This window comes from Pseudomonas sp. ARP3 (assembly GCF_001029595.1).
GTDB lineage: Bacteria > Pseudomonadota > Gammaproteobacteria > Pseudomonadales > Pseudomonadaceae > Aquipseudomonas > Aquipseudomonas rhodesiae.
The window spans coordinates 16311-32882 of the sequence record NZ_LEKF01000023.1 but is presented as its reverse complement, the minus strand read 5'-3'; the positions used below and the strand labels follow the sequence as shown (position 1 = coordinate 32882).

The 16572-nt window shown below is 61.4% G+C and carries 12 protein-coding genes; 8 read left to right on the top strand and 4 right to left on the bottom strand.

All coding sequences use genetic code 11. The features are described 5' to 3' along the window. Positions 1 to 31: 31 nt before the first annotated feature. Positions 32 to 184 carry a hypothetical protein gene (locus ABX75_RS29500; protein WP_167389900.1) on the top strand — a complete coding sequence of 51 codons (153 nt, stop codon included), beginning with the start codon at positions 32 to 34 and terminating at the stop codon, positions 182 to 184. On the opposite strand, the gene ABX75_RS22390 is transcribed toward ABX75_RS29500, so the two are convergent. Further along, the gene (locus ABX75_RS22390) at positions 181 to 591 is read right to left on the bottom strand and encodes a hypothetical protein (protein ID WP_034098864.1); all 411 of its coding nucleotides are present in this window, start codon (positions 589 to 591) and stop codon (positions 181 to 183) included. The two genes, ABX75_RS29500 and ABX75_RS22390, sit on opposite strands and share 4 nt — an antisense overlap. Positions 592 to 784: 193 nt before the next feature. Between ABX75_RS22390 and ABX75_RS22385 the strand changes: the two genes are divergently transcribed. The 4 genes from ABX75_RS22385 to ABX75_RS22370 all read left to right on the top strand — a co-directional run bounded on the left by ABX75_RS22385 (position 785) and on the right by ABX75_RS22370 (position 8202). Next, positions 785 to 4006 (top strand): efflux RND transporter permease subunit, encoded by a 3222-nt coding sequence (locus ABX75_RS22385; protein ID WP_047882683.1) that lies wholly within the window; start codon positions 785 to 787, stop codon positions 4004 to 4006. Beyond that, positions 3996 to 5162, top strand: a complete 1167-nt coding sequence (locus ABX75_RS22380; RefSeq protein WP_047882682.1) for an efflux RND transporter periplasmic adaptor subunit — start codon at positions 3996 to 3998, stop codon at positions 5160 to 5162. Before ABX75_RS22385 ends, ABX75_RS22380 begins: the two co-directional genes overlap by 11 nt. Further along, positions 5146 to 6564, top strand: coding sequence for an efflux transporter outer membrane subunit (locus ABX75_RS22375; protein WP_047882681.1), 1419 nt, complete (start codon positions 5146 to 5148; stop codon positions 6562 to 6564). The genes ABX75_RS22380 and ABX75_RS22375 overlap by 17 nt, the downstream gene beginning before the upstream one ends. A 1179-nt stretch (positions 6565 to 7743) precedes the next feature. After that, complete coding sequence (locus tag ABX75_RS22370) at positions 7744 to 8202, top strand: transposase (RefSeq protein WP_034098871.1); 459 nt, start codon at positions 7744 to 7746, stop codon at positions 8200 to 8202. 57 nt (positions 8203 to 8259) lie between these two features. On the opposite strand, the gene ABX75_RS22365 is transcribed toward ABX75_RS22370, so the two are convergent. Further along, positions 8260 to 9543 carry a Zn-dependent hydrolase gene (locus ABX75_RS22365; RefSeq protein ID WP_034098873.1) on the bottom strand — a complete coding sequence of 428 codons (1284 nt, stop codon included), beginning with the start codon at positions 9541 to 9543 and terminating at the stop codon, positions 8260 to 8262. Positions 9544 to 9567: 24 nt separating this feature from the next. Further along, positions 9568 to 11055, bottom strand: a complete 1488-nt coding sequence (locus ABX75_RS22360) for an NCS1 family nucleobase:cation symporter-1 (protein WP_034115381.1) — start codon at positions 11053 to 11055, stop codon at positions 9568 to 9570. A gap of 591 nt (positions 11056 to 11646) precedes the next feature. Here ABX75_RS22360 and hydA point away from each other — a divergent pair. From hydA to preA, 3 genes are all read left to right on the top strand, one after another. Then, the gene (hydA, locus tag ABX75_RS22355; protein ID WP_047882680.1) at positions 11647 to 13086 is read left to right on the top strand and encodes a dihydropyrimidinase; all 1440 of its coding nucleotides are present in this window, start codon (positions 11647 to 11649) and stop codon (positions 13084 to 13086) included. A 146-nt stretch (positions 13087 to 13232) separates the two neighbouring features. Beyond that, complete coding sequence (locus tag ABX75_RS22350) at positions 13233 to 14600, top strand: NAD(P)-dependent oxidoreductase (protein WP_047882679.1); 1368 nt, start codon at positions 13233 to 13235, stop codon at positions 14598 to 14600. Beyond that, positions 14600 to 15874 (top strand): NAD-dependent dihydropyrimidine dehydrogenase subunit PreA, encoded by a 1275-nt coding sequence (gene preA / locus ABX75_RS22345; protein WP_047882678.1) that lies wholly within the window; start codon positions 14600 to 14602, stop codon positions 15872 to 15874. The genes ABX75_RS22350 and preA overlap by 1 nt, the downstream gene beginning before the upstream one ends. Before the next feature lie 58 nt (positions 15875 to 15932). Here preA and ABX75_RS22340 read toward each other — a convergent pair whose 3' ends face one another. Next, the gene (locus tag ABX75_RS22340; protein WP_034098883.1) at positions 15933 to 16553 is read right to left on the bottom strand and encodes a TetR/AcrR family transcriptional regulator; all 621 of its coding nucleotides are present in this window, start codon (positions 16551 to 16553) and stop codon (positions 15933 to 15935) included. Positions 16554 to 16572 lie beyond the last annotated feature (19 nt).

Genomic DNA, 16572 nt, shown 5'->3' with positions numbered 1-16572 from the left:
GTGTGCCCCCTGCGGGGCGAAGGAGGCCCAAATGAGCCTTGCAACAACGATTTTCCTGTTGATCTGCGGTTGGCTGGCGGTAGCCGGCGCCATGTTGTGGGGAGTGTTGCGCATTACCCGCCGGCACCATCACCCCCACGTCAAACCCGCCAAGCCTCACAAAGCGGTGGTGCGTCACGCTTAACCAGGCATGCAATTGAAGTCCTGTGTCGCCGCCACTTCGTGACCTTGTGCATCCTTTAGGGTTGCACGTACGGTCATCCCCAGGCTGGACTCCACCAAGGTGTAGTGCTCGCCCGCCTTGAAATGCTTGTATTCGACACGACCCTGGCAGTCTTGCTGATTGTCGTCACCGGGTTCGTCCTCGAACAGCGTCACGTCCAAGCGATGGTCCCCCGGTGTCACCTCGAAGAAGCGTCCATCGTCCACGCGCTTGCCGTCTACACGTTCGGCCAGCAGGTCATTGGGCGCTTCCTCTTTAAGGCCGATCCAGGCCTCGCTCGGGTCCGCCTTGGGCATCGGCCCGGCACAGGCCGATAACAGCAATACGGCGCTCAGGGCGGGGATCAATAAAAACGGTTTGAGTGACATGGCAGCGCTCCTTGGATCGTACATTCGATGGGCTACAAGCTTGGGCAGCTGCCAGGCCTGGAACAAATGAAAGCCTATGAAACGATCTTCAGCGCTTACCTAAATGTTCCTTCACCTGGCTGAAAGGTGCGTGTTAGGTAGGTCGGGCAAGACTGCCGGGGTTTGCAATCCTTGCTCTGTTGGAGATCCACGCATGCTCGGGCTGGTAAAGACCGCACTGCACAAGCCGTACACGTTTATCGTGCTGGCCATATTCATTTGCATCATCGGGCCGATGGCGGCCCTGCGCACACCCACCGATGTTTTTCCGGATATCGGCATTCCCGTGGTGGCTGTGGTCTGGCAATACAACGGTCTGTCGCCGGATGCCATGGCCGGTCGGGTGATCTACACCTACGAACGTTCCTTGAGCACCACCGTCAATGACATCGAACACATCGAGTCGCAATCGCTGCCCGGCATGGGCATCGTCAAGATTTTCTTCCAGCCTGGCGTGGATATCCGCACCGCCAACGCCCAGGTCACGGCCGTATCACAAACCGTGCTCAAGCAGATGCCGCCCGGCATCACGCCGCCGCTGATCCTCAACTACAGCGCGTCCACGGTGCCCATCCTGCAAATGGCGTTTTCCAGCCCGACACTGTCGGAAGCCAAGATCCGCGACCTGGTGCAGAACAATATCCGCCTGCCCCTCAGCGCCCTGCCCGGCCTGGCGATGCCAACCCCGATGGGCGGCAAGCAACGCCAGATCACACTCGACCTCGACCCGCAGGCGCTGGCCGCCAAAGGCTTGTCGGCCCAGGACGTGGGCACGGCGCTGGCATTGCAGAATCAAATCATTCCGGTAGGCACCGCCAAACTCGGCACCGACGAATACACAATCCTGCTCAATAACAGCCCCAAGGCCATCGATGAGCTGAACAACCTGCCGATCAAGACCGTCGACGGTGCGCTGATTACCATCGGCCAGGTCGCCCATGTGCGCGACGGTTCACCGCCGCAGACCAATATCGTGCGCGTCGACGGCCATCGTGCGGTGCTGATGCCGGCGCTGAAAAACGGCAGTATCTCCACCCTGTCGATCATCGACGGCATCCGCCAGATGTTGCCGCGCATCGATGAAACCCTGCCACCGTCACTCAAAACTTCGCTGCTGGGCGACGCCTCGGTGTTCGTCAAGCAATCGGTGGGCAGCGTCGCCCAGGAAGGCATCATTGCTGCACTGCTGACCAGCGCGATGATCCTGCTGTTCCTCGGCAGTTGGCGCTCCACGCTGATCATTGCGGTATCGATTCCCCTGGCCGTGCTGTCAGCCATTGCGCTGCTGGCGGTTACCGGGCAAACCCTCAATGTCATGACCTTAGGCGGGCTGGCGTTGGCGGTGGGGATCCTGGTGGACGACGCCACGGTGACCATCGAAAACATCAATTGGCACCTGGAACAAGGCAAGGCGGTGAAGGCTGCGATTCTTGATGGCGCCGCGCAAATCGTCGGCCCGGCGTTCGTCTCGCTGCTGTGCATCTGCATCGTGTTCGTACCGATGTTTCTGCTGCAAGGCATCGCCGGTTATCTGTTCCGGCCGATGGCATTGGCGGTGATTTTTGCCATGGCCAGTTCGTTCATTCTGTCGCGCACCCTGGTGCCGACACTGGCGATGTTTCTGCTCAAACCGCACACACCGGAACAAGGCGCAGGGCACCATCCCGAAGATGAATTCATCAACCACCATGAGGGCGAGCAGCACCAGAAGCCACGCAATGTTGCGCTGCAGGCCGTACTGAATTTCCAACAAGGTTTCGAGCGCCACTTCTCGAATATCCGCGACACCTACCATGGTTTGCTGACACTGGCCCTGGGCAACCGCAAGCGCTTTATCGTGGGTTTTCTCGCCTGTGTACTCGCCTCGTTCCTGCTGTTGCCCAGCCTGGGCCAGGACTTTTTCCCGGCAACCGATGCCGGTGCGCTGGCCCTGCACGTGCGCCTGCCGCTGGGTACGCGCATCGAAGAAAGCGCCGCCGCCTTCGACCGCATCGAAGCGCGGATTCGCGAAATCATTCCCGCCGAAGAACTGGATACCGTCGTCGACAATATCGGTATTCCGCTGAGCGGCATCGACATGGCCTATAGCAGTAGCGGCACCATCGGGCCGCAGGATGGCGATATCCAAGTCACCCTGAAAAAACACCACGCGCCCACCGCCGACTATGTGAAAAAACTGCGTGTAGCCCTGCCGCAAAGCTTTCCCGGCAGCCACTTCGCATTCCTGCCGGCGGACATCAGCAGCCAGATCCTCAACTTCGGCGCGCCGGCGCCCCTGGACGTAAAAATCTCCGGGCACAACGACGCCGAAAACCGCGCCTACGCGCTGGAGCTGGAACGCCGCCTGCAACACGTTCCGGGCATCGCCGATCTGCGCATCCAGCAGTCCACCGGCTACCCATCGTTACAGGTCAATGTCGACCGCCTGCGCGCCAACGGCCTGGGCATTACCGAGCGCGACGTAACCAACAGCATGGTCGCATCACTGGCCGGCAGTTCACAGATTGCGCCGACGTTCTGGCTCAACCCGGCCAACGGTGTGTCCTATTCCATCGTCGCCGCCACCCCGCAATATCGGCTGGACAGCCTGCCGTCGCTGGAAGCCTTGCCAGTGACCGGCGCGAACGGCCAGTCGCAGATCCTCGGCGGCGTGGCAAGCATCTCCCGCGTGCAAAGCCCGGCGGTGGTGACCCACTACAACATCGAACCAACCCTCGACCTGTACGCCAATGTGCAAGGGCGCGACCTCGGCGGCGTGGCGCGTGACGTGCAAAAGGTGCTGGACGACACCGCGTCCATGCGGCCCAAAGGCGCAACGGTGAGCCTGCATGGGCAGATCGATGCGCTGCATGAAGCTTTCAGTGGGCTGAGTTTTGGCCTGCTCGGCGCGGTGGTGCTGATCTATCTGCTGACCGTGGTCAACTTCCAGTCGTGGGTCGACCCGTTCGTGATCATCACCGCCCTGCCGGCGGCCTTGGCGGGGATCGTGTGGATGCTGTTTCTCAGCGGCACCTCATTGTCGGTGCCGGCCTTGACCGGCGCGATCCTGTGCATGGGCGTGGCCACCGCCAACTCGATCCTGGTGGTGAGTTTCTGCCGGGAACGCCTGGCCGAACACGGCGATGCCTTGAAAGCCGCACTGGAGGCCGGCTACACGCGTTTCCGGCCGGTGTGCATGACCGCCTTGGCGATGATCATCGGCATGCTGCCCCTGGCCCTGTCCGAGGAGCAGAACGCGCCCCTGGGCCGCGCCGTGATCGGCGGCCTGATTCTCGCCACCACCGCCACCCTGTTGTTTGTACCCGTGGTCTTCAGCCTGGTCCACGGGCGTCACCCTACTCGCGCCACTGCTGGAGAAACGCCCCATGTCGTCTGATCAAAAACCCTCGCGCAAGCGCCTGATGCTCCTGGGTGTCGGCGGCCTGACCCTGGCCGCCCTGTTGGTCGCCAACGGCTTGCATGCCCGTACGCTGCACGCACAGTCGGTCAGCGCCTGGACCCAGGCCGCTGCCATCCCCCATGTCAGCGTATTCCAACCGCAACACAATGCCGCCGGCGACACCCTGCGCCTGCCCGCGCACCTGGAAGCCTGGAGCACCGCACCGATTCATGCACGAGTCAGCGGTTACCTGAAGGACTGGAAGGTCGACATCGGCAGCCAGGTAAAGGCCGGGCAAGTGCTGGCCGAAATCGACAGCCCCGACCTCGATCAACAACTGGCCCAGGCCCATGCGCGATTGGTTCAGGAACAGGCGAACGCGCACCTTGCAGCGACCACCGCGACGCGCTGGCAAAACCTTTTGGCCAGCCATTCGGTATCGCGTCAGGAAGCCGATGAGAAAACCTCCAACGCGGCGGCGGCCAAGGCCAACGCCCAGGCCGCCGCTGCAGACGTTGCGCGGTTGTCGGCACTGCAAAGCTACAAGACCCTGCGCGCGCCGTTCGCCGGCACAATCACCGCACGCAATACCGATATCGGCCAGCTGATCAAGGCCGATACCGACAGCGATCCGGAGCTGTTCAACATTGCCGACACCCACCAGTTGCGCCTGTATGTACCGGTGCCGCAGAACTACGCCGCGGTTATCCATCCGGGCCTGGAAGCCGAGTTGAGCGTGCCAGAGCACCCCGGCATGCACTTCAAGGCGCGGTTGATCGGCGACTCCACCGCCATCGATCGGCGTTCCGGTACGCTGCTCGCGCAATTTGTCGCGGACAACCCCAACGGCGAACTGCTGCCCGGCGACTATGCCGAAGCCACCCTGCCGATCCCGGCGGACACCCATGGCGTGAGCATCCCCGCCAGTGCCCTGATCTTCCGCGCCAAAGGCACCCAGGTGGCGATGCTGGACGGGCACAATCATGTGCACCTGCAAAGCATCCATATCGGCCTGGACCTGGGCGATCGGCTGGTGATCGACCAGGGCCTCAACGCTGCCGACCGCGTGGTGGACAACCCGCCCGACGCCCTGCGCGAAGGCGACCCGGTACAACTGGCCGCCGCCGGAGGTGCACATGCGCCCAAGGCTTAAACCGCTCGCCGCGCTGGTGCTGCTGGGCTTGCAAGGCTGCTCCATGGCGCCCGGCTACACCACGCCGGCGCTGGAGCTGCCGGCCCATTACCGCGAACAGACCAGCGCAGGCCCGTGGCATAGCGCACAACCCAACGACCAACTGGCAGCGCAGTGGTGGACGCTCTACCACGACGCGACGCTGGATCACCTGCAACAGCAACTGCTCCAGGCCAACCCGGACCTGGCGGCGGCGCTCGCGCACTTCGATGCGGCCCAGGCATATGCCAGCCAACTGCACGCGGGGCTGTTCCCACAGATCAACGCCAGCGCGCAGCCCTTGCGCCAGCGGCAGTCGGATTCGCGTCCGTTGCGGGGGACTACACAACCGTCGGTGTACAACAGCAACACGGCGGGTTTTTCGTTGAGTTACGACCTGGATCTCTGGGGCAGAATCCGCAACCAGGTCGCCGCCGGTGACGCCCAGGCCCAGGCGTCCGCAGACGATCTGGCAGTGGCGCGCCTGAGCCTGCAACGCCAGTTGGCAACCTTGTACGTACAGCTCAATGGGCTGGATGCCCAGGCGCGCATCCTCAACAGCTCCCTGGAGGATTTCAGCCAAGCCTTGCAACTGACCCGCAGCCGCTACGAAGGTCAGATCGCCTCGGAGTTGGACCTGACCCGCGCCCAGAACCAACTGTCCGAAGCCCGCGCCCAGCTTGATGACGTACGCGGGCAACGCAACCTCATCGAACATGCGCTCGCAGAATTGATCGGTGTAGCGGCCAGTGACTTCACCCTAGCGCCCACTGCGCAACTGATTGCACTGCCGGCAATCCCCTCGCAACTGCCCAGCCAGCTGTTGCAACGTCGTCCGGATATCGCCGCAGCAGAGCGCCGGGTGTTTGCCGCCAACGCCAACATCGGCGTGGCCAAGGCGGCGTGGTATCCGGATTTCAGCTTGACCGGCTTGATCGGCGGGCAGACCCAAGGCGTTGGCAATCTGCTCTCGGCCGGCAATCGGTATTGGGCGTTGGGGCCGTTGGTGAACCTGCCGATCCTTGACGGTGGGCGCTTGAGCGCCAACGAACGCCAGGCCAAGGCCGAGTTCGAAGAGGCATCGGCGCAGTATCGCAGCCAGGTGTTGAAGGCCATACGCGAGGTGGAAGACAACTTGGCGCAACTGCGGGACTTGCAGCAGCAAGCGCAGGATGAACAGGCGGCGGCGGACGCGGCGCAGCATACGCAATCATTGGCGATGAACAGCTATCAGGCAGGCGCCGTGAGTTACCTGGATGTGGTCACCGCGCAGACTGCGGCGCTACAGGCGCAGCGGACATTGCAGGCAGTGCAGACACGCCAGTTGCAGGCGAGCGTCGGCTTGATCACCGCCCTGGGCGGGGGTTGGCAGCCTGGAGCTTGATCGGGGGCAAAGGCACAGCTCGGTGATGTCGGTTAATTATGCTGTGAATGGAATAAAGCCATCGGGGGCAAGCCCCCTCCCACATGGGTCCCGCGCCAGACACACAATGTATGAACACCGCAGAACCGCATATGGAAGGGGGGGTTGCCCCCCGATGGTGGTGAATCAGCTACTGAAATACCGGGTTCAAGCCGCCCTCCACACTGATCCAGTGTCAGACACATAATGTATAAGCGCCACCGAACCAATGTGGGAGGGGGCTTGCCCCCGATGGTGGTGAATCAGCTACTGAAATACCGGGTTCAAGCCGCCCTCCACACTGATCCAGTGTCAGACACATAATGTATAAGCGCCGCCGAACCAATGTGGGAGGGGGCTTGCCCCCGATGGCGGTGAATCAGCTACTGAAATATCGGGTTCAAGCCGCCCTCCACACTGATCCTGTGTCAGACACATAATGTATAAGCGCCGCCGAACCAATGTGGGAGGGGGCTTGCCCCCGATGGTGGTGAATCAGCTACTGAAATATCGAGTTCAAGCCGCCCTCCACACTGATCCAGTGTCAGACACATTATGTATAAGCGCCGCCGAACAAATGTGGGAGGGGGCTTGCCCCCGATGGCGGTGAATCAGCTACTGAAATACCGGGTTCAAGCCGCCCTCCACACTGATCCAGTGTCAGACACATAATGTATAAGCGCCGCCGAACCAATTTGGGAGGGGGCTTGCCCCCGATGGTGGTGAATCAGCTACTGAAATACCGAGTTCAAGCCGCCCTCCACACTGATCCAGTGTCAGACACATTATGTATAAGCGCCACCGAACCAATGTGGGAGGGGGCTTGCCCCCGATGGCGGTGAATCAGCTACTGAAATACCGAGTTCAAGCCGCCCTCCACACTGATCCAGTGTCAGACACATTATGTATAAGCGCCGCCGAACAAATTTGGGAGGGGGCTTGCCCCCGATGGCGGTGAATCAGCTACTGAAATACCGGGTTCAAGCCGCCCTCCACACTGATCCAGTGTCAGACACATAATGTATAAGCGCCGCCGAACCAATGTGGGAGGGGGCTTGCCCCCGATGGCGGCCTTCCAGACACATCCTGCCAAAAGCCTGCCCCTCAGCCTCCTGCTCACCGATCTAGCCTCTCAAAGCACATCTAAAGAGGGGCCAAGGAATGGCAGATCTACCCGCTTCACACCGCCTGCGTATCGGCCGCTTCAGCGAGCCGGGCCGCATCTACCTCATCACCACCAATACCCACGAACGCGTACCGATATTCAGCCATTTCCACCTCGGTCGCCTGGTGGTCTGGCAATTTCGCTTAGCCCAGTACCAAGGGCTGGCCAACTCTCTGGCATGGGTGATCATGCCGGACCATTTCCATTGGTTGCTTGAACTGAAAAAAGGCTCGCTGGCGGACTTGATGTGCCAGGTGAAGTCAAAAAGCACCAGGACCGTCAATGGCCTGAGTGGTCGCAAGGGCCGGCTCTGGCAAGAGAGCTTTCATGACCGGGCACTTCGCAAGGACGATGACTTGGTAAAAATGGCCCGGTATGTGGTGGCTAATCCATTGCGAGCGGGTCTGGTCGAGCGGATTGGCGACTACCCACTGTGGGATGCCATCTGGGTTTAACGTCATGCACAGTCCAAATGTGGGAGCAAGCCCCCTCCCACATTTTTTACCCGCATTTCAAGCCGCGAGTTTGCCGCTGGCGATGGCGGCTGAAGCGGCCACCATGGCACGCAACAACACCGCACACCCCGCCGCCAAATCATCCGGCGCGGCGTTCTCGATTTCGTTATGGCTGATGCCGCCTTCGCACGGGACGAAGATCATCCCCGCCGGGCCCAGTTCGGCGACGAAAATTGCGTCGTGCCCTGCCCCGCTGACGATGTCCATATTCGACAGGCCCAGGCCGTTCGCCGCGTTACGCACCGCCTCGACGCAACCTTTGTCGAAGTACAACGGCGGAAAGTCAGCCGTGGGTTCCATCTCGAAACTCAACCCGTGTTTGGCGCAGGTGTCTTCGATCACCTGGCGCACCTGGGCAATCATCGAATCCAAACGCGCCGGTTCCAGGTGCCGGAAGTCCAGGGTCATGCGCACTTCGCCGGGGATGACGTTGCGTGACCCCGGATAAGCCTGCAGGCAACCGACGGTGCCGCAGGCGTGGGGTTGATGCCCCAGCGCCGCCGCATTCACCGCCGCCACCACCGCTGCCGCGCCGACCAAGGCGTCCTTGCGCAGGTGCATCGGCGTCGGCCCGGCATGGGCTTCGACGCCGCGCAGTTTCAGGTCAAACCACTTTTGCCCGAGGGCGCCGAGTACCACGCCGATGGTTTTTTTCTCATCCTCCAGAATCGGCCCTTGTTCGATATGCGCCTCGAAATACGCGCCGACTTTATGCCCGCTTTCGGGACGAGTTCCCGCGTAGCCAATCGCGTTCAACGCCTCCCCAACACTGACGCCCTCCGCGTCAACCTTGGCCAGGGTATCGGCCAGGGTGAATTTCTCGGCGAACACCCCGGAGCCCATCATGCATGGCGGAAAGCGCGAGCCTTCCTCGTTGGTCCACACCACCACTTCCAGCGGCGCCTCGGTTTCGATCTTGAGGTCGTTGAGGGTGCGCAGCACTTCCACGCCGGCCAGCACACCAAAGCAGCCATCGAACTTGCCGCCGGTAGGCTGGGTGTCGATATGGCTGCCGGTCATCACCGGTGGCAGGTCCGGGTTGCGCCCTGGGCGACGGGCAAAAATATTGCCGATGCCGTCGACGCTGACCGTACAGCCGGCCTCTTCGCACCACTGCACGAACAGGTCGCGGGCCTTGCGATCAAGGTCGGTAAGGGCCAGGCGACACACGCCGCCCTTGGGCGTGGCGCCCAGTTTGGCCAGGTCCATCAGCGACTGCCACAGGCGGTCACGGTTGACATGCGGGTGGGCCGATTGCAGAACGTCGAGGGCCGCGTTCATGGGGATCTCCTCAGGCTGTATTTGTTATGAATTGACTTTGACGACCACCGGGCTGGCCCCGCGCTTGGCATTCAGGCCGTAATACAACAGCCCGCCCAACGCCGAGCCGGTGAACCAGCCATAGCTGTAGAACCAGCTGAACGCATCGCTGCCCAAGGCCAGCAAGGTCAGCACCACCGGTACACCAAAGGCGATAAACCCGCTCCAGTTCCACGCCGGATACACGTCATCGCGGTACAGGCCGGCCAGGTCCAGTTGTTGTTTGCGGGTGATGAAATAGTCCACCACCATGATCCCGGCGATCGGCCCCAGCAGGCTCGAATAGCCCAGCAGCCAGTTGGAATATACGGTCTCCAGGCTCACATCCGAGACGATCAAACCGAGCTTCTTGAGCAGTTCATGGGCCATCAGCGCCAGCCCCACCAGGCCGGTGAGGATCACTGCGGTGGTGCGGTTGATCAGTTTGGGCGCGATGTTCTGGAAGTCGTTGGTGGGCGAAACAATGTTGGCCGCGGTGTTGGTGGACAGCGTGGCGATGATGATCAGCGCCATGGCAATGGCCACCCACACCGGGCTCTGGATATGGCCGATCAGCGTGACAGGATCAGACACACTCACCCCCACCAGTTTTACCGAAGCGGCGGTCATGATCACGCCGAGGGCGGCGAACAGGAACATGGTCAGCGGCAGGCCGAAAATCTGCCCGAGGATCTGGTCCTTCTGGCTCTTGGCATAGCGGCTGAAATCGGGAATGTTCAGCGACAAGGTGGCCCAAAAGCCCACCATCGCAGTCAGGCCGGCCATGAAATAACCGCTCAGGCTCGCGCCTTCGGGGCGCTTGGGCGGGATCGCCATCAATTCGCTGATGGACACATTCGGCATCGCCCACACCAACAAGCCAATGCCCACCGCCACCAGCAGCGGCGCCGACAGGGTTTCCAGGCGCTTGATCGACTCGGCGCCGCGCAGCACCACCCACAGGTTCAAGGTCCAGAACATCATGAACCCGATCACTTCACCGGTGCCGCCCAGGGCCTTCCAGCCCTCGAAAATCGAGCCCAGGAACAGGTGAATCGCCAGGCCGCCGAACATGGTCTGGATGCCGAACCAGCCGCACGCCACCAGCGCGCGAATCAGGCACGGCACGTTGGAACCGAGGATGCCGAACGAGGAACGCAGCAGCACCGGAAACGGAATGCCGTACTTAGTGCCGGGGAACGCGTTGAGGGTCAGCGGCAACAACACCACGATATTGGCCAGCAGGATCGCAATCAGCGCCTCGCCCACCGACAAGCCGAAATACGCCGTCAGCACCCCACCCAGGGTGTACGTCGGCACGCAGATCGACATGCCGACCCACAGCGCGGTGATATGCCATTTGTTCCAGGTTCGTTCATGCACCTTGGTCGGTGCCATGTCGTGGTTGTAGCGAGGGCTGTCGAGGACGTCGGGGCCGGCGTCGAGTTCGTACAGGCCGTTGCGCTCAATGACTTGCGATCTGTTCTGTTGCATGGCCGCTCCACGGTTTTTTCGAATTATTGTTGCTCACCCCCTGCAACGCAGGAGATGGCCGGAGTACCTCGTAAACAACATGACATCACAGGCCCGGCCAGCCGCCACTGCACTCAATATTCGTGCCGTTGACCGCCGCTGCGCCCTCACCGCTTATATAACGTGCTGATGTTTATCAACTTTCCGATTGAGCCCCGGTTACTTGCTGCTGAATTCATTCAGGCATTACGCAAGTTGCCCGAACCAACCGGACTCAATCTGGTGCAACACAATTATTTTCATTTGTCATTCCCGTCAAGCGGCATATCTCAAGCGCCTGATTTGCAATAAGAAATGTTGCTCAGTTTGCAAACCTGTCAAGTGCGTCAAAATGGTGAGCGCCCGCTACATTTTGGTGATTTCAATATTTTTTTCTTTAATATCAATAGGTTATTAACAGAATAAGCTTATAAAAAATATTCTTGCCCAATCGAAAAACTCGGGCTAGTTTCTATTCCTGTCACTGCTGTCAGGAATAACACCTGACCTCGGCACGTAGCATTACAACACTTAGAACTGGCACAAGCCGGTCAAGCCTGTGAGGAACTCGACATGTCGCTGTTGATCCGTGGCGCCACCGTTATTACCCATGATGAAAGTTACCGCGCCGATGTTTTATGCGCAGGCGGTCTAATTCGCGCCATTGGCTCTAACTTGGACGTCCCCGCCGGCACCGAAGTGCTCGACGGCAGCGGCCAATACTTGATGCCCGGCGGTATCGACCCCCACACCCATATGCAACTGCCCTTCATGGGCACTGTAGCCAGCGAAGATTTTTTCAGCGGCACGGCGGCGGGTTTGGCCGGTGGCACCACGTCGATCATCGACTTTGTGATTCCCAACCCGCAGCAGTCGTTGCTGGAGGCCTTCAACCAGTGGCGTGGCTGGGCGGAAAAATCGGCGGCCGACTACGGCTTCCATGTCGCGATCACCTGGTGGAGCGAACAGGTGCGCGAGGAAATGGCCGAGCTGGTCAGCCACCACGGCATCAACAGCTTCAAGCACTTCATGGCCTACAAGAACGCGATCATGGCGGCCGACGACACCCTGGTCGCCAGCTTCGAACGCTGCCTGGAACTGGGCGCGGTCCCCACCGTGCATGCGGAGAACGGCGAGCTGGTGTATCACCTGCAACGCAAACTGATGGCCCAGGGCATCACCGGGCCGGAAGCGCACCCGCTGTCTAGGCCGTCCCAGGTGGAAGGCGAAGCGGCCAGCCGGGCGATCCGTATCGCCGAAACCATCGGCACACCGTTGTACCTGGTGCATGTGTCCACCCGGGAAGCCCTGGATGAGATCACCTACGCCCGTGGCAAGGGCCAGCCGGTCTATGGCGAAGTCCTTGCCGGTCATCTGTTGCTGGACGACAGCGTCTACCAGCACCCCGACTGGCAGACCGCCGCCGGCTACGTGATGAGCCCGCCGTTCCGTCCACGCGGGCATCAAGAGGCGCTTTGGCACGGTCTGCAATCCGGCAACCTGCACACCACCGCCACCGACCACTGCTGCTTCTGCGCCGAGCAAAAAGCCGCCGGGCGCGACGACTTCAGCAAGATCCCCAACGGCACCGCCGGGATCGAAGACCGCATGGCGCTGCTGTGGGATGAAGGGGTCAATACCGGGCGCCTGTCCATGCAGGAGTTTGTTGCGCTGACCTCCACCAACACCGCGAAGATCTTCAACCTCTACCCCCGCAAAGGCGCGATCCGCGTGGGCGCCGACGCCGATCTGGTGCTGTGGGACCCACAGGGCACGCGCACTATTTCCGCCAAGACTCACCACCAACAGGTCGACTTCAACATCTTCGAAGGCAAGACCGTGCGCGGTGTGCCGAGCCACACCATCAGCCAGGGCAAGTTGGTCTGGGCCGATGGCGACCTGCGCGCCGAGCGCGGTGCCGGGCGCTATGTGGAGCGGCCGGCGTATCCGGCGGTGTTCGAGCAGTTGAGCAAGCGGGCTGAGCATTCCAGGCCAATTGCTGTGAAGCGCTGAGACCTTTATCGGGGGCAACCCCCCTCCCACACTTGAATGTATTCACAATCAAATTGTGGGAGGGGGCTTGCCCCCGATAAGGCCAGTACAAGCAACAAAAAATGCCCACTTAGAGGCAATCCAAAAAAAACCGTGAGGCCACCACCGTGATCCAGACCCTGACCCACCTCCCCCACCCCGTTGAGGATGGCGCGACCCTCGCCAGCCATTTCACCGACCTGGCGCCGCCGCTCAATGCGCGCCAGGCCCACCTGGAAGCCTCGCGCTGCCTGTATTGCTACGACGCGCCGTGCGTGAACGCGTGCCCCAGCGAGATCGATATTCCGTCGTTCATCCGTAATATCCACACCGATAACGTGCAGGGCGCCGCGCAGAAGATCCTTTCGGCCAACATCCTCGGCGGTAGCTGCGCGCGGGTCTGCCCCACCGAGATCCTGTGCCAGCAAGCCTGTGTCCGTAACAACGCCGAAGAATGCGCACCGGTGTTGATCGGCCTGTTGCAGCGCTATGCGGTGGACAACGCCCACTTCAGCGAACACCCCTTCCAGCGCGCCGCGCCCAGCGGTAAACGTATCGCCGTGGTCGGCGCCGGGCCGGCCGGTTTGGCCTGTGCTCATCGCAGCGCCATGCACGGGCACGATGTAGTGATTTTCGAAGCGCGGGAAAAGGCCGGCGGCCTGAATGAATATGGGATCGCCAAGTACAAACTGGTGGACGACTTCGCCCAGAAGGAACTGGATTTTCTCCTGCAAATCGGCGGCATCGAGATCCGCCACGGCCAGCGCCTGGGGGCCAACCTGACCCTGAGCGAACTGCACCAGCAGTTCGACGCGGTATTCCTCGGCCTCGGCCTGGCCGCCAGCAAGCAACTGGGCCTGCCCCACGAGGACGCCCCCGGCCTGCTCGCCGCCACCGATTACATCCGCGAATTGCGCCAGGCCCAAGACCTCACCCAACTGCCCGTGGCCGACCGCTGCATCGTGCTCGGTGCCGGCAACACCGCTATCGACATGGCCGTGCAAATGGCCCGCCTCGGTGCCCGCGACGTCAACCTGGTATACCGCCGTGGCCTGGCGGACATGGGCGCCACCGGCCACGAGCAGGACATCGCCAAGGCCAACCAGGTGCGCCTGTTGACCTGGGCCATGCCCGAAGAAGTGTTGCTGGACGACCAAGGCCGTGTGCGGGGGATGCGCTTTGCCCGCACCCAGATGCACGACGGCCGCTTGCAACCTACCGGCGAGACGTTCGAGCTGGCCGCCGATGCAATCTTCAAAGCCATCGGCCAAGGCTTCGACGGCGACGCGCTACACGATCCGTTGGCTCAACAACTGCACCGGGTGGGCGAGCGAATCTTCGTCGACGAGCACCTGCGTACCAGTATTCCCGGGGTGTATGCCGGCGGCGACTGCGTCAGCCTTGGTCAGGACCTCACCGTGCAGGCGGTGCAACATGGCAAGCTGGCCGCCGAGGCCATGCACGCTCAACTCATGCTGAATGTGGAGGCTGCGTAATGGCCGATCTCTCGATTGTGTTCGCCGGTATCAAAGCCCCCAACCCATTCTGGCTGGCCTCCGCGCCGCCCACCGACAAAGCCTACAACGTGGTCCGCGCGTTCGAAGCGGGCTGGGGCGGCGTGGTATGGAAAACCCTGGGCGAGGACCCGGCGGCGGTCAACGTGTCGTCCCGCTACTCGGCCCACTTTGGCGCCAACCGCGAAGTGCTGGGCATCAACAATATCGAGCTGATCACCGACCGCTCCCTGGAAATCAACCTGCGGGAAATCACCCAGGTGAAAAAGGATTGGCCCGACCGCGTGCTGATCGTGTCGTTGATGGTGCCTTGCGTGGAAGCGTCGTGGAAAAACATCCTGCCGTTGGTGGAAGCCACCGGCTGCGACGGTATCGAGCTGAATTTCGGTTGCCCCCATGGCATGCCCGAACGCGGCATGGGCGCGGCGGTGGGCCAGGTGCCGGAATATGTGGAACAGGTGACGCGCTGGTGCAAGACCTATTGCTCGTTGCCGGTGATCGTCAAGCTCACGCCGAATATCACCGACATCCGCGTGGCGGCACGGGCGGCGTATCGCGGCGGGGCGGATGCGGTGTCGCTGATCAACACCATCAACTCCATCACCAGCGTCGACCTGGAGCACATGGTTGCCCTGCCGACCGTCGGCACCCAGAGTACCCACGGCGGGTACTGCGGCTCGGCGGTCAAGCCGATCGCCCTGAACATGGTCGCCGAAATTGCCCGCGATCCGCAGACCCAAGGCTTGCCAATCTGCGGCATCGGCGGCATCGGCACCTGGCGCGACGCCGCCGAGTTCGTGGCCCTGGGCTGCGGCGCGGTGCAGGTGTGCACGGCGGCGATGCTGCATGGGTTTCGCATCGTCGAAGAGATGAAGGACGGGTTGTCGCGCTGGATGGACAGCCAAGGCTACACAAGCCTGCAGGATTTTTCCGGGCGCGCGGTGGGCAATACCACGGACTGGAAGTACCTGGACATCAACTACCAAGTCATCGCCAAGATCGATCAAGCGGCGTGCATTGGCTGCGGGCGCTGCCACATCGCTTGCGAAGACACCTCGCACCAGGCCATCGCCAGCCTGAAACAAGCGGACGGCACGCATAAATACGAAGTGATCGATGATGAGTGCGTGGGCTGCAACCTGTGCCAGATCACCTGCCCGGTGGCCGATTGCATTGAGATGGTGCCCATCGACACGGGCAAGCCATTTTTGAATTGGACGCAGGATCCGAGGAATCCGTACAGGGAGGCGGTGTAGCCCTTCTGGCCTAATCGGGGGCAAGCCCCCGATTAGGCCCCAAGCCCCACCACGATACTCAAGGCTCCAACCCAATCCCCCGCAATATCACACCGGTCACCGTCTGAATCGCCTTCTCGAATTGCCTGTCCGACAACGGCTGGTGATCATTCAGAATCGTCACTTGGTGATCGAAGTCGGCGTAGTGCTGGGTGGAAGCCCAGATCATGTACAACAGGCTCGATGGTTCCACCGGCAAGATGCGTTTGTCTTCCACCCACTGGCGAATTTTCGCCTCTTTCATCTTGGCCCAGTCGTACAGGCTTTCGTCCAGCGCCTCACCCAGGGTCGGCGCGCCGTGGATGATTTCGTTGGCCCAGACTTTCGAACCGTACGGCCGTGTACGCGAGCGCTGCATCTTGGCGCGGATGTAGCTGCTTAGCACCACCCGTGGGTCGTCAAAGGTTTCAAAGCTAAGGGCGTCCTGTTTCCACACGTCCAGCAGGTCGAACAGCACGGCGCTGTACAGCTCGCTTTTAGTGGTGAAGTAGTAATGCAGGTTGGAGCGCGGCAGTTGCGCTTCTTCGGCGATGTCGGCCATGGCGGTGCTGCCATAGCCTTTCTCGGCGAAGATTTTCTCCGCCGCCAGCAGGATCTTTTCGACGTTTGCCCGGCGAATGCCACTCTTGTGATTGCCCATAAGGGCTCCCTGACAACAA